The following is a 14,366-nucleotide window of genomic DNA, read 5'->3' as shown; positions in this document are numbered from 1 at the left end:
CTGTGTGGGTGACTAGCTCAACGGTAGAGCAGTAGACTCTTAATCTATTGGTTGCGGGTTCAAATCCCTCGTCACCCACTGCTATTAATTAGATGATGATTGCTTGGTGCAAAGCAAGCAAAAATAAAAAAGCTTGTAGAACAAGTTTTTAAAGTTGTATGGTAATTTTCAATAAACAGCAATAGTTAGAAGGTTTTGCCTAGAACTTACTTAGAGAAAAGTTAATTTAGGCTTTAAACAAATTATCTATGTAGCAAGCAAATATTTCTACTCATCATTATTTGGAATTTCTGTATCCCAAGCATCATTAGATTTCGCAAGTTCATCGGCTTTGCGAGAGTCTGAAACTATCACCAACTCAGTATCTTGTTGATGATGATCTCCCCATTTATCTAAAACATCTTCAATCAAAACTTCTTGCACCCAAATTTTAGCAACAACAGTCAAGGGTAGTGCCAAAAATAATCCTAAAAACCCAAAGAAAGTAACGAAAAATAGCTGGGCAATTAAAGTTAGAGCAGGTAGCAAAGAAACTTGATGTGCCATGACAACGGGTGTGATGAAATTGCTCTCAACTTGTTGAATAATGAAGTAGAGAATCAAAACAGCAACAACTTTCCAGGGATTATCCAAAAGAGCGATCGCCATTGCTGGGATCACACTCAAAGTTGGGCCCAGGTTAGGGATTAAGTTCAAAAATCCTGCTAATACGCCTAAAGCCAATGCTGCTTTGACACCTAAAATTGATAAGCCAACTACGCTCATCAGTGCTACTACACCCATAGCAAAGAAAGCACCTGTTACCCACCCCCCTAACGAGACTTCGCATTTATCTAAAATTCCCTCTACCCGCCACCGATAAAACGAGGGAAACACCCGGACAAATACTTTGCGGTAAGCGTGGGGATTGGCTAACATCATCCCTGTTAAAACTAGTACCAGCAAAATCTTCAAAACAACTTCTAAAGAGCCGGAGACAAAGGCAAAAGAGTTTCCTAATACTCGATTGACGATGGGTTGTGCTTGTTGGATTAGGCTATTAAGATCCGGGATGTAAGGAACTAACTCATTAGGAATGCGAGTTCTGAGTGCATCTAGCCAACTATTAAAGCGCTCAAACCCTTGAGGAACACGATAGGTTAGTTCTTGAAACTGCTGTGCAAAAGGCGGCACAATCAGACCGAAAAAACCCACGACGCCTGCAAAAAAGATAGCCACCGACAACAAAACAGCTAATCCACGCTTCATGCCTAAGCGCTGGAACCGTTTCGCTAACCGATTTAAGGTAGTCGCTAACACAACTGCGGCAAACATCAGTAAAAGTACTTCTTTGATTTGCCACAATATGTATAAAGAAATAAGTATGGCGATTAAACCGATCCATTGACCAAGGTTCACAGGCTGTCTCCCAATGGTTGGCAAGATGCAATGAAGAGTGCTGAATCCTGAGTGCTAAGTAATAAGTACTGAGTGCAATCAATTTCAGACACGTTAGCTGATTTTAGCAACTTCTGCGTAGATGGTTTAAGTTAATTTTGGTTCTGTCTTTGGAAACGCCACAGTAAAGCGATCGCCATAATTGCAGGTGGTAACAAAACTATAATCAGCGCATTGGTTGCTGTTGCCGCAATTGCTAAACTCGGTGCTGCGTACTTAATTAGTAGCGACAGCAAAGCCGAAAGTAGAAGTAATTTAAAAACAAATCCTAGTTGATTTTCCATAAGAGTACGGCAATACACATTTTTTTGTAGGGTTACACTAACTTGGGCTGCACCATCTCATTTCTAGAATAGACCTATCTGAAAGATATTCAAGCTCTGAGTGAGTGCTGGTGTGTTTGATGGCATTGCTTTGGAGGGTCTATTTGCCCTGTTATTGATCTGAAAAATCAGTCATTAGAAAGTAGTCATTTGTCCTTGGTTATTCGTAAGCACAGAGGAGAAATGACTAATGACAAAGGACGAATTCAATTTGAGGAAACATCAAAATGCCTGTTGAAACTAATAATAAAAAGCCTATCAAACCGCCCAAGGTGCGTCAGGTTGGCGGCAGCTTCCTAATTTTCCTAACACTGCTGTTAGTACTTAACTTTATTGTTCCTAGCTTCTTCAGCCCGCGATCGCTACAAGTTCCCTACAGCGATTTTATTGCTCAGGTAGAAGCGGGAAAAGTAGATCGGGCAATTGTGGGTAGCGATCGCATTGAATACTCCATCAAAACTCAAACTCCAGATGGCAAACCCACAGAACAAGTATTTACTACTACACCAGTAGCAATTGATCTAGATTTACCCAAAATTCTCCGTGACCATCATGTTAACTTTGCTGCACCACCACCAGATCCAAATGGCTGGATTGGCACTTTACTTAGTTGGGTAGCACCACCGTTAATTTTCTTTGGCATTTGGGGATTTTTAGTCAATCGTCAAGGTGGCGGCCCGGCTGCACTAACGGTAGGTAAAAGCAAAGCCCGCATCTATTCCGAAGGTAGCACTGGCGTCAAATTTACAGATGTGGCTGGTGTAGACGAGGCAAAAGTAGAACTAGAAGAAATTGTCGATTTTCTGAAGAATGCTAGTAAATACACCAACTTGGGTGCAAAAATTCCCAAAGGTGCATTGCTCGTAGGGCCTCCAGGAACAGGTAAAACATTACTGGCAAAAGCGATCGCCGGGGAAGCTGGCGTTCCTTTCTTCAGCATTTCTGGCTCAGAATTTATCGAATTGTTCGTTGGTGTCGGTGCTGCACGCGTCCGCGACTTATTTGAACAAGCTAAACAGCAAGCTCCTTGTATTGTCTTTATTGACGAATTAGACGCATTAGGTAAGTCTCGTGGTGGTAGCGGATTCGTCGGTGGTAACGATGAACGCGAACAAACCCTCAACCAGTTACTCACCGAAATGGATGGCTTTGATGCCAACACAGGCGTAATTATCATCGCCGCCACCAACCGTCCCGAAGTTCTCGACCCTGCTTTACGCCGTCCTGGTCGATTTGACCGCCTAATTGTAGTTGATCGCCCTGATAAAATTGGTCGCGAAGCGATTCTGAAAGTCCATGCCAGAAACGTCAAATTGGCTGATGATGTCGATTTAGGCACTATCGCTATCAGAACTCCCGGTTTTGCTGGCGCAGATTTAGCAAACCTTGTGAATGAAGCTGCGCTGTTAGCAGCAAGACAAAATCGCCAAGCTGTAATCATGGCAGATTTCAACGAAGCGATCGAGCGCTTGGTTGCTGGTTTAGAAAAACGCTCTCGTGTTCTGAATGAAACTGAGAAAAAGACCGTAGCTTATCACGAAGTTGGTCACGCTATCATCGGTGCATTGATGCCTGGTGCTGGTAAAGTCGAAAAAATCTCAGTTGTGCCTCGTGGTGTAGGTGCTTTGGGTTACACAATTCAGATGCCAGAAGAAGACCGCTTCTTGATGGTAGAAGACGAAATTCGCGGACGGATTGCGACTCTATTAGGTGGACGTTCTGCTGAAGAAATCGTCTTTGGCAAAGTTTCCACTGGTGCAAGCGACGATATTCAGAAAGCTACAGACTTGGCAGAACGCTACGTTACTTTATACGGGATGAGCGATAAACTTGGGCCTGTGGCATTTGAGAAAATTCAACAGCAATTTATCGAAGGTTACGGCAACCCGCGTCGTTCTATTAGTCCGAAAGTAGCTGAGGAAATTGACCGCGAAGTTAAGCAGATAGTAGATAATGCTCATCATATCGCCTTGAGTATTCTGCAAAACAACCGCGAGTTGTTAGAGGAAACCGCACAAGAACTATTGCAAAAAGAAATTTTGGAAGGTTCTCAACTCCGGGAACACCTCAAGCAAGCAAGAACACCAGATGAACTTACAGAATGGTTGCGTACAGGTAAGTTATCAGAAGATAAACCACTGCTGCAATCTATTTTGAACTAACAATTTGGGATTGAATTAAAAAAGCGTAGGCGAAACCTACGCTTTTTTAATGGGCAGTTTATCAACTATACACTGGCAAATACCTGCTTATATTGTATATTTATGCGTTTTCGATAGAATCTTCAATTGGCAGGACGTACCACACGAATTAGTTTGCATTGTAAAGTTTCCTCTACTGTGACAGCCTCATCTATCCGTGCTGCGAACTGTTCCCAGTTGCGATTGTTGGTGCAAACAATAATACCGCAGTGTTTGGAGTTACGACGATGCAAGCGGATGAAATCATCTCGATTGATAGTTAATATTGAGCGTTCTTGGCTGATGGCAAATACTAGCACTTCGTCATCAGATATACCTTGAGATGCATTGCCTGCTTCTTGAACTGTCAAAACATCATGCCCTAAAGCACGTAATAATTCTACTACTGGAAACGGAAACTGCTCATCCGCGTAAAAACGTGCCATCAATTAGGCTACCTCATTGCGCTCAATTGCCAGTTGGATTTCATCAGGGTGAGCTTTTGCGTATGCCCAAGCATTGGCTAAATCAGTGGTGGTAATAGTTGGATAGCTTGTCAAAATGTCTGCATCACTGTATCCAAGACCACGAGCTTCCACAAGTACCCAGATGGGAATACGAGTATTAGCGATACGAGCTTCTCCACCACAGACTCTAGGGGTTTTCTCAATTCCTTGCCAATTGCTACCCAGACTTTGAGCTAGTAGCTGAATAGCTTGCACTTTTTCATGAGGGCTGAGGGCAAGAAGTTGTTGCTCTAAGTCTTTGAGTGTCACGAATATAATTTCTTTGTTGTTGCGGGAGGCTACATTTAAAATTTTATCAGCTGAGTTAACTTGAACTTTACCTCAACTCAAAGTCAACCAACCAAAAATCTGTTCCACAGTCAGTTCCAACTCGATACCCTCAAGTATGGGTAACTTATCAGCACCTTCGTATAATTCCACCCGCTGTCCGGGAAAAATCCCCAGCACACTTTCATCTTCTGGGTTGATTAACCAGCCGAGTTCAGTACCATTGCGCGAACAATGGAATAATTTACTCAACACTTTTTTTAATCTTTGGTCTGGGTAAACAATCTCAATTGCCCAGTCGGGATGAATTTCAAAGCGATTAACAATTCTGCCAGTTGAAGTTTTAGGAATTCTATCCCAGCGAAACACAGCGACATCAGGGACGATAGAAGCACCGCCAAAGGTGCAACGTAGCTCGGGGAAAGCGTAAGCAATTTTCTGGCTTCTAGCTATACCGTTAATTGTTTCGCAAAGAGTAGATTGGAGCAAGCTATGTTCGCCTTGAGGCATGGGTTTTTGAATAATTTCTCCCTTAAGAAAATCTGATGCTGGTTCAGTTTCCGGCAGTTTAAGGAACTCGTCTAAAGTTAGTTGGGGTTGACTGGCAATAATCATAAGCAAATAGTATGAAGTTGATAATTGAATTATGTGCGAACTTGCTAAACGACAGTTAGAGGAAGAATTTAGTTTAAATAGTAAGTGGCACTAAAATTATAATTCCACTAAAGATAAGTAAAACCAAAGTAATGATTAAACCGGATTTTAGAGACATAGTATTTAAAACTACTAATAACCATACAAAAGCCACTTCAACTATAGTTGCTCCAAAAACTTTCACAATATGTGTAGCTATTTGAAATAAAGAATAAGCATGATATAGCTCAACTTTGTTATTGATAAAATATAAACGTAAATCTCTACTTGACCTAAGCAAGACAAGATTTATTCCAATAATTATTATCGTTGAAAGTACAAAAGTAATGAGTTTAAATAATCGATTTTGAAGTCTCATATTTTTTGATAAACCCAATCCATCTTTACTTGCAGTACCAATAGCGATCGCTGCTCTGGTAGCTATGTAGTTGGGTGCGTTATCGCTTTAGCGATCGCCTACTCTTAAAGCTTGCTACGCCTAACGTCCTTCACTTGTGACAGGTGCTAAAAATTATCTTTTTGGTAAACCTACAAGGCGATTAACTTGAACGGATATATCACCAAAGGCTAAGGGGACAATAGTATCTGTGGTTAATGTCAGTTCAGTTGTGTATTGCCCATTTTTTAAGTCTCGAAATACTAACAACTGAGAATTTTTGAGATTGACTACCCAATATTCAGCAATGCCTGCTTCTGCATAGATGTCTTTTTTATCACCTAAGTCTTTGCTCAAAGTAGATTGAGAAAATTCTATAATCCAGAAAATATCTTCAGGGTAGGGATGGTGTTCTAAGTAAACTTCCCCTAAAGGTTTAACAATAGCAACATCGGGGACGGGTTCTGAGTCGTTGGGTAGGGTGATGGGTTTGGCATCACGGATTTTTGCCCGTTCACCAAGCAATGTGCGGAGATAATCAGCTGCTTCGGTATTGTAGTAGGCATGAGGTTCTCGTTCTGGGGGCATAACTATGAGGTCGCCACGCAATAGTTCAATGGGTTGGTCATCAAAGATGCCTGCTTCTATTGCTCGGTGATAGCGTTCAATTGTCCATTTATAGGTAGTTACCGTCATAGCCGCCTTCTTTCTACCGCTTCGACAATAGCTTTAGTTTGATTTTAGTTGATTACTAAGTTACAAAGATTTTTGCCTTGCTACCCTACTGACTAATTACGAATTACGAATTACGAATTACGAATTAGCCTAGCCCTCAACCTGCCGCAGTTCCTCTAATTCCTCTGGCGTGAGGGGATTATTTCCTGACTTCAGTGCTTCTATCCAGCGTAGCCGTCGCTGCTTCACATGGTCTGAGTAATCAAGTCTGTTACTTTCTACAGCAGCCTGAAAATCTTCTAATGCGCCTACCAAGTCGCCTGTCAGTACTCTAGCCAGTCCTCGATTGTTTTGATAGCGTTTATTGTCAGGGTTTAAGGTTACAGCTTTTTCACCGAAGCGGAGAACAGCTTTAGCATAACCGTATAAACAGCCAACCCAGCAAATACTACTCCAAAATTCAGCAGAGTTGATCAAACTAGGGTCAAATATTTGGGCTTGTTTGAAAGCTTGCTGTGCTTCTTTAATTTTGCCTTCTCTTACCCAACTGATGCCCTGACTTAAGGAAGCCGCAGCCGCAAAAGCTGGGTGTTTCGCTAACTCTGAAGATACGCCTACTGCTTCATGCAGCCTCTTAGCATTAAACCATTTTGTGTCACTGTTCCATACAACTGCTTCGAGATTGGCAGCCCTAAAGTCGGCATTCCAGAGTTCGGCACTGCTGAGGTCAGCACCGCTGAGGTTAGCACCGCTGAGGTTAGCACTGCTGAAATCGGCATTCCAGAAGTCGGCATTTCTGAGGTCGGCACTGCTGAAGTTGGTATACCCAAGGTAGGTACTCCTGAGGCGGGCATCCCTAAGATCGGCACTGCTGAAGTTGGTATTCCAGAGGTCGGCAAGGGTGAGATCGGCACCCCTGAGGTCGGCACGGCTGAGGTTGGTATCCCAGAGGTTGGAATTCCACAGCTCGGCACCTCTGAGGTTGGCATCCCTGAAAGACAATCTTAAGTTGTCCCTAAAAGAGACATTCAGACACTCACTGTAGTGGATAAGACGCAGCAAGCGTTGTGAGTCAAATTGATCGCTATTAGGTTGACCGCAGGGGTAAAAGTTGATTTTTTCTTTGAGGTCGTCTTTTGTTTGGCTATAGTGATGCAACTCTAGAAGCAAAATCAACACGTTCAGCCCTGTATACACATCCACTTCTCGCAATCCCAAGTGATTTTCTCGCTCTGGTAATTGCTCTTTCAATTGTTTTTTCTTCATCTGAGGCAGGTTTACATCGTCTGCATCAATAAATTCGCCATCGCACCAACGAAAATAGAATTGCTCCAATCTTTGAAACAATCTACACAAGCGTTCCACGTCTTGAAATTCTGAACTCTCAGTCAACAACCCCATCAAATATTCCGCAATCGCAGGCGTTAAATTCCCATAACCTAATAAATCGTAAATCTGCTTATCCATCGCGGCTGTGCTAACCAAATCTTCTTCGCGCTGACGCTTGCTTACTTTGGTTGTCCAATCTCCAAAGCTTTCTATTAACCGTTCTGCCAATAAAAACTCGCAAAAACTCTTGTGGACAAATTCAACAGAGCCGCCGCGATCGCCTGAAGCTGGTTTAATATAAAATGCCGTCAACAGATTATTGAGTAGCTTATCTTGTTGATTTTTTTGGGAGGCATTTTCCTGTCTCGCTTGCTGAATTAACTTTGCAGCTGGGTTATTACTGTCTTTAAGTCGTGCTTCTAACATCGTCACTCTGGCACAATCATTCCCAGACTGCACCACACACAAAGCGGCTTCGGTGAGAAATTGCCGCAAATCTTCGCTCTCCAATCCAGTCAAGCGGGAGTTATCATTCTGATTTTCACTGTCACGCTGTTTTTCTAGTACCCACTTCACCGCTTCATCATAGATGCGGATTTTTGCCTTAATACCGTCTGCGCCTGCAAACATTTGGACGTTGAGACGTTTGTCTCGGTGCATCCGCGCCAGTAAATAGAGTAGTAAAGGTTCTCGTGCTAGGTTATCTTTGACTTCATCAGGGCAAGCCTGCAAAAATTCTTCAAACTCACTCTTGTTAACTTGAGTTGCAACCGCCCATTTTTCCAGCCATATTTGCCGCAGCGAGTCATCCATTGGTTGAAGTTCGACGCGCTTTAAGCTTTTGGTTTGTGAAAGAAACCGCTCAATTCCTTGCAAGGCTAGAGGACGACCAGTAACTAAAAACTGATGATGACAAAGGCGGTCTTTTTGATACTGTTCCACCTGTTCTAAAAATTCCTTCAAGCCGCCACTGGCACGTCCTTCCAGCAACAACTCATCAAACCCATCCAAGAAAAATAAAAAGCGAGTATTTTTATCGGTCAGCCAGCCTGAATCACTGGTGACAAAATCAAGGTGTTGTAAATAGTTTTCTAGAGTATCAGTTAAGTTATCTTTTAGTACGCGCAAATCTCGCAACCGAATCAGAATTGGGGTAAAAGTCGGATGCAATTCTCGCCGCACCCAATCAGCAAACATCCGACAAAAGACACTTTTGCCCCGTCCGGCTTCGCCCTGAATAAACAAAACTTGTTTCTGTTTTGTGTCTGCATCATTCAGTATTGCCTTAACCCATGCTTCCAATTCAACATTTGCATCGTCTTTAGTATCGACTTGTTTGACTTGCAACGGTACATACAAATCGCGAAAGGTAATATGGGTTTCATCAAAAATGTTTTCTTCTGGCTTTGGTTGAATTATCTTTTCTAAATAATCTTCAATATCCAGATTTTTCTCTAGCTTTTCTTTTCCTCCGGCACTGTACCATTTCCAAAGTTTGTCTGCTTTCTCTCCGACTTCTACCAATGCGTCTTGCATCTTATCATCGGTGTGACGCGCCACTCGCTCAGTTAAGGTTTTTGCTTCTGTCTCATCTAATCCGGCTTCTTGCAAGCGTTGCTGTAATATCTGATTAAATGATTCTGCTAGTTGAGATTCGTGAAAATAGAGAATTGCTTTTTTCACTTCCCGCTGTTCAAACTCTTGCTCACCCAATGTCTGAATCTGCAAAGCTAAAGCATGAGAAGCTGGGAAGTTTGGATCAATTTTCTTGAGTAATTCGGAATCTTGTTTGAGAATATCCTGAAAGCTATCTATATATGCAGCCTGACTAACTAGCAGTACACAGTTTTCTAAACTTGGCTCTTTGTCGGTTGCATCAACAATGAACTTTAGGATAGTAATAGCGATGGGTGCAAAGGGAATTACTTCTTTGGTAATTTGACCGAGAGGAGAATTAAAGACATCTAATAGCGACGAAATCTGTTCTAGATATGGTTTGAAGTTTTGAACGTTGGGTTTTTGCTCTTTGATTGCTTTTGCCAAATCAAGCACGGCTTTAGCTGCTTCGGCTCCAGTTTTTGTTACCTCTACCCCTTGTGTCCAGTTCAACTCCTGAATGTTTCGCAAAAACTTCCAGAGTTTCGTCATCGCCATAGACTATTCTCCAACAGCATTAATTTGGTAAAAATGCACCTGTATAGCGCTTCTCGTTTGTATGCAATAGATTTTGACTTCTCTCCAAACCTCTCTCCTAAAAGGAGAGAGGCTTTGAGTCTTACTCCCCAACACTAGTAGGGAAGGGGTTGGGGGCTAGGTCTTTATTACACTCAACTGAGAACTGCTATATTACTTAACTCATAGTCAACCAGCTAAAAACTTGTTTAACTGTCAGTTCTAACTCGGTATCATTGAGTATAGGCAACTGATAAGCTATTGTATATAATTTCACTCGCTACTTGGAAACGCTGTTAGTGCAGTTTTAAGTTTCACTTAGAGGTGTAGAAGCCCAGAGATTTTTTAAAGTTTGTTGTCCACGGGTATCAAAGACTCGTTAACGGAGATAAAAGGTGGATTCATCCAGTTCAAAGACTCGTTAACGGAGATAAAAGGTGGATTCATCCAGTTCAAAGACTCGTTAACAGAGATAAAAGGTGGATGAACAGACGCGATTAATTGCGTCTCTACTAACTCCGTTGCCAAATTTTAATTGTCTTATCCAAACTGCCGCTAACCAACATCTCACCAGAAGCGGTAAAAGCTAATGCTGTGACTGTGTTGCCATGTCCTGTAAACGTACCCAGCAATTCCCCAGTTTGTAGATGCCATAATTTGATGGTTTTATCAGCACTACCACTGGCGATAATTTGTCCATCAGGACTTAAAGCGATCGCATATACTCTATCTCTATGACCTTTGAGGGTGCGAAGTAATTTCCCAGTTTCTAACTGCCAAATTTTTATCGTCTGATCCCAGCTACCGCTGACGAGTAGTTTACCATCTTCACTCATCGCCAGTGAACTAACGATGTGAGAATGACCCATCAACATATGCAGCGGTTCTGTTTCTTGCTCTTTGAGATTTTTTCCCCTCGTTGGGGTTGAGGTATCCCAAACTTTGATTTTGCGGTAGCTACCTGTAACCAGAGTTTGCCCGTCTTGACTCAAAACCAGAGAGTGAGCCGCGGTATCATCTAAAGAGAGTGCGATCGCTACCTGACGTTGCATTAAATCCCAAAATAGAATTTTTCTGTCATCCCCACCAGTAGCTAACATCCTGCCATCTGGCGTAAAAGCAACACACCGCACTATCCCATTATGCTTATGCAAAATATCTATCAAGTCTAATGCGCCTACGTGCCAAATCTTAATCGTAGAGTCTGCACCACAACTTGCTAAAGTTTGCCCATCAGAACTGAACGCCAAGGAATTTACTTCATCCACCAGCCCAGACATCACCCAAGGCTGTTCTGATAATGTATCTATTAATATACCTTTACTTAAATCCCATAACTTTGTCTCTCCACGACTACCACTAGCCAATATGGGCGTAGTTTTGCCATTCTTATATGAACTAAAGGCAAGGCAATTAATTCCTCTAGTATGCCCTTGGAGAGTTTGCCAACATTCCCAATCACCTACAATTTCTTTAAGAATATGCTCTGGGGGCAAAGTTTGAATTGTCTCTGCCGTTGTTCTTTCATCAACTACTGGTGGTGCTTCTTTTTTAGTAGTTAATGATTCTAAATACCAACTCAATCCCCCTGCATACAACAAGTTACTGGGAGAAATGTACAGTTTTGGTTCAGTTAATTCTATTTGATTTGAAGGTAAAAACCCTGTAATTACAGCTTGCTTTTCGTAACCTAATTTACCTGCAAATGGATAAAGCAAACATAGAAAAATTAATAATTGGTGATTTTTTAAATCCTCTTGAGTAACCGACCATCTGATTTTGTTTTTCTTAATACCGTTAAAACTTTCGCCATCAGCAACGTAAACTAAAACACTCAGTTCGGGATTATTCTTAACCACGTAAGAAAATTTACTTTCGCCACGCAAATTACCTTCATCATCTAAGACGATGTTTTGTAAGGTATCTTGTGGGACTTTTATTAGCAGCTTGCCCAGGCGTTCAGCTATCACCTGTTCAACGATTTGCTCTCGTAAAAAATAATCTTCCGCTTGCTGCTGGAAGTAGCTGGGAAAAGGAATCACCCAATCGGGAGGTTCAGGATATTCAGGTGGCGTTGGCGGTGGATTTTTGGAGATAATCTCTGCTTGTTGACGAGAAAATTCCAGGATTTTTGCCAATGGCCCTCCCCAAAATGCCATAACCTCGGTGTGGCAACCTTTGACTTGACTTTCCAACAAAGACAAGTCGTAAGTCTTGAGTTTTTTCACACGTTGAAGAAAGTCAGCTTGTTGAGCTTTTAGTAAGCTAATCCAGTCCATTTGCATTATAACGGCACATTATTGCATACCTACGGTAAGCTATACCATTGCTATTACTCAAGTTTATAATCTTAAGTTAATTAAAAATTCAGTAATCCTAGCAGTCTAATAAAACACAGCTATCAGCATTTATTCGCCCTCAAGTTACCCCTTAGATAGTATTTGAACATTTAATTAACTGATGTCAGTCAATTCTAACGAATCTGGAGAACGAGATACTGTTTCCCTAGAAACAGTTCTATATCTCAAGGAAGCTATGATTTGAGAGAAAGATCAGGGTTATAGCGGCGTGAGATTAACAAATACCTATACGAAAGTCAACTAGCGCATCTTAATTTCGGTACAAGACTCTAAAATTGTCATAAATAATCAATTTTGACTGATTCTAGGCTTTGTGTTTTTGTCTCTTGAGTGTATTGTCTATACCAGAAGGTTTGCCTAAAGTATCGCTTGCTTCTAGCTGTTGAAGTTTCATTTGTAACTCAAAGTCATGACTGCTAATAATTGTTTCTAAATTCGCTATTCTCTGCTCTAACAGTTCTACCTGCTGCTGTTGTAGATATGGAGTTTGCGATTTTTCTTCATTAGAACGCCAAACAGCAACCGTACCAACTGTTGCACCACCAATAGCAACTAAAGGAAGAACAGCACCGCTTCTAGTGGCAACTGAAAGTGGAATGCAAATCGCCAGAATGCCTACTGTAAGTCCCCAAATTCTTGTAGTGGCAACTACTCTAACATCGTGGGATGCTTCTAAGTTTTTTTTCGATTGTTTAGCCATAAGTTTATCTCAGCAGTTACTCGCTAGATTGGCATAATTACTGACAAAATACTTCCTACAATAGGGTTAAGTATAATTGCTTCACGGAAATATTTTGTGATTATTATTACCTTCGTCAGAAATACTTGGTGTTTTCGTGTCTTAGCCTTTTTTATTACCTGGAAACAAAGGTTTTAATGTTTCTCTTTTTTAGATTTAAACAGCTAGTTGTACACTAGGGCAATATAAAGATTTGCTTGAAATTATGTAAGGAAGCAGCAGATGCTAGTTCGTGCTTTTTTTGAAGCTGCCAAGGTTGAGAGTGCTAAATCCCCTTACGATACAGTTCATCTGAAAATTTTTTATCCAGCAAAAATGTCTGGGAGTCATCTAGAAAAGGATATGGGAATTGTACCTGTAGATCCAGAACAGGCTCCTTTTCCGGTAGTGATTTTCTTCAATGGTGTTAACTGTGAAGCCCAAAAATACCAATGGCTAGCAGTTGAACTAGCTAAACGGGGGCTGGTGATAGTTCTATTTAACTGGATAGCGGAAAACATTCCTGGAATTGTTGGCTTGACTCCTGGGGTTGATTTGGCGAACTGGAACCCAGAAGTCTATGGTACTGCTCCGACTGCTGCGGCTTTGCCAGCAATTTTAGCGAAACTGGAAGACTTACAGACAAAGGGGATTTTAGCAGGGACGCTTGACTTACAACGAATTATTTTAGGCGGACACTCGGCTGGTGGGAGAGTAGCCATAGAAAATGCCGATCGCAGTTTTTTCCCGCAAGTCAGTGCGGCTTTTGCTTACGGCGCACATAACACTGGCGGGGTGGCTTTAGGGTATGAGCCAGGTACTATGTTACCGTTACCAGACACCTTACCCCTGCTACTGATAGGAGGAACCTGTGATGGAGTGATTGCTAATAGCAGCGATCGCTATGGTGTAGATTCTGGTAATGCTACCACCCCAGTCATCCGGACATTCACTGAAGCGATCGCAGGGGGACGAAATGACAGCTATCTAGTACTTCTAGAAGGAGCAAATCACTTTTCGATGGCTGATAGCCTAGACTCTACTACAGGTAGACCCTTTCTTGACTTCCCCGCCACCCAACCCCAAGAAAACTTCCGTCTGCTGATGGGTGAAATCATTGGCTTGTTTATTGATACTCATATTCGCCTTCAACCAGAAGCTTCCCAGCAGCTAGAACAATTGCTTAATGCTACTAATCCTCTGATAAAATCCTTTGAGCGGAAGTAGAGACGCGATTATACTCTGCGAGAAGCCGCTCTTCGAGTGTCTACGCGTCTGTACAGGAGTTAGTCATTAAATTATTTCCCTCATCTCCCTCACCGATCCATAAGGGTTCAATAAGTAATCT

At 41.9% G+C, this 14,366-nt stretch carries 13 protein-coding genes and 1 tRNA gene; 3 read left to right on the top strand and 11 right to left on the bottom strand.

Features of this window, described 5'->3' with window-relative positions; all coding sequences use genetic code 11:
* The first annotated feature begins 6 nt into the window (after positions 1-6).
* Positions 7-78, top strand: a tRNA-Lys gene (locus tag WKK05_RS25150).
* Between the two features lie 189 nt (positions 79-267).
* Here WKK05_RS25150 and WKK05_RS25145 read toward each other — a convergent pair.
* Together WKK05_RS25145 and WKK05_RS25140 are read right to left on the bottom strand one after the other, a co-directional pair.
* The gene (locus tag WKK05_RS25145) at positions 268-1,398 is read right to left on the bottom strand and encodes an AI-2E family transporter (protein ID WP_341525771.1); all 1,131 of its coding nucleotides are present in this window, start codon (positions 1,396-1,398) and stop codon (positions 268-270) included.
* Positions 1,399-1,529: 131 nt separating this feature from the next.
* Positions 1,530-1,721, bottom strand: coding sequence for a hypothetical protein (locus tag WKK05_RS25140; RefSeq protein WP_341525770.1), 192 nt, complete (start codon positions 1,719-1,721; stop codon positions 1,530-1,532).
* A gap of 266 nt (positions 1,722-1,987) precedes the next feature.
* Here WKK05_RS25140 and ftsH point away from each other — a divergent pair, with 266 nt between their 5' ends.
* A complete protein-coding gene (gene ftsH, locus WKK05_RS25135; protein ID WP_341525769.1) occupies positions 1,988-3,922 on the top strand; it encodes an ATP-dependent zinc metalloprotease FtsH in 1,935 nt (644 codons plus the stop codon).
* A 122-nt stretch (positions 3,923-4,044) separates the two neighbouring features.
* Here the strand turns inward: ftsH and WKK05_RS25130 are convergent, their stop codons facing one another.
* The 9 genes from WKK05_RS25130 to WKK05_RS25090 form a co-directional block, all read right to left on the bottom strand.
* The gene (locus WKK05_RS25130; protein ID WP_341525768.1) at positions 4,045-4,386 is read right to left on the bottom strand and encodes a DUF5615 family PIN-like protein; all 342 of its coding nucleotides are present in this window, start codon (positions 4,384-4,386) and stop codon (positions 4,045-4,047) included.
* A 3-nt stretch (positions 4,387-4,389) separates the two neighbouring features.
* Positions 4,390-4,716: a DUF433 domain-containing protein gene (locus WKK05_RS25125; RefSeq protein WP_341525767.1), complete on the bottom strand. Its 327-nt coding sequence runs from the start codon at positions 4,714-4,716 to the stop codon at positions 4,390-4,392.
* A 72-nt stretch (positions 4,717-4,788) separates the two neighbouring features.
* Positions 4,789-5,349: a Uma2 family endonuclease gene (locus WKK05_RS25120; RefSeq protein ID WP_341525766.1), complete on the bottom strand. Its 561-nt coding sequence runs from the start codon at positions 5,347-5,349 to the stop codon at positions 4,789-4,791.
* 73 nt (positions 5,350-5,422) lie between these two features.
* Positions 5,423-5,746 carry a hypothetical protein gene (locus WKK05_RS25115; RefSeq protein WP_341525765.1) on the bottom strand — a complete coding sequence of 108 codons (324 nt, stop codon included), beginning with the start codon at positions 5,744-5,746 and terminating at the stop codon, positions 5,423-5,425.
* 153 nt (positions 5,747-5,899) lie between these two features.
* Positions 5,900-6,460 (bottom strand): Uma2 family endonuclease, encoded by a 561-nt coding sequence (locus WKK05_RS25110; RefSeq protein ID WP_341525764.1) that lies wholly within the window; start codon positions 6,458-6,460, stop codon positions 5,900-5,902.
* A gap of 129 nt (positions 6,461-6,589) precedes the next feature.
* Positions 6,590-9,922, bottom strand: coding sequence for a pentapeptide repeat-containing protein (locus tag WKK05_RS25105; protein ID WP_341525763.1), 3,333 nt, complete (start codon positions 9,920-9,922; stop codon positions 6,590-6,592).
* A gap of 363 nt (positions 9,923-10,285) precedes the next feature.
* The gene (locus WKK05_RS25100; RefSeq protein WP_341525762.1) at positions 10,286-10,468 is read right to left on the bottom strand and encodes a hypothetical protein; all 183 of its coding nucleotides are present in this window, start codon (positions 10,466-10,468) and stop codon (positions 10,286-10,288) included.
* Positions 10,453-12,219, bottom strand: coding sequence for a WD40 repeat domain-containing protein (locus tag WKK05_RS25095; RefSeq protein ID WP_341531188.1), 1,767 nt, complete (start codon positions 12,217-12,219; stop codon positions 10,453-10,455). Before WKK05_RS25095 ends, WKK05_RS25100 begins: the two co-directional genes overlap by 16 nt.
* A gap of 385 nt (positions 12,220-12,604) precedes the next feature.
* Positions 12,605-13,000, bottom strand: a complete 396-nt coding sequence (locus WKK05_RS25090; protein WP_341525761.1) for a hypothetical protein — start codon at positions 12,998-13,000, stop codon at positions 12,605-12,607.
* A gap of 261 nt (positions 13,001-13,261) precedes the next feature.
* On the opposite strand from WKK05_RS25090, the gene WKK05_RS25085 reads away from it, so the two are divergent.
* On the top strand, positions 13,262-14,245 hold the full coding sequence (locus tag WKK05_RS25085) for a dienelactone hydrolase (RefSeq protein WP_341525760.1): 984 nt from the start codon (positions 13,262-13,264) through the stop codon (positions 14,243-14,245).
* The last annotated feature ends 121 nt before the right edge of the window (positions 14,246-14,366 follow it).

It is taken from the genome of Nostoc sp. UHCC 0302 (assembly GCF_038096175.1).
In the GTDB taxonomy this organism is placed as follows: Bacteria; Cyanobacteriota; Cyanobacteriia; order Cyanobacteriales; family Nostocaceae; genus UHCC-0302.
Note: the sequence above shows the minus strand (reverse complement) of the source record. Positions and strands in the feature narration are given on the sequence as shown.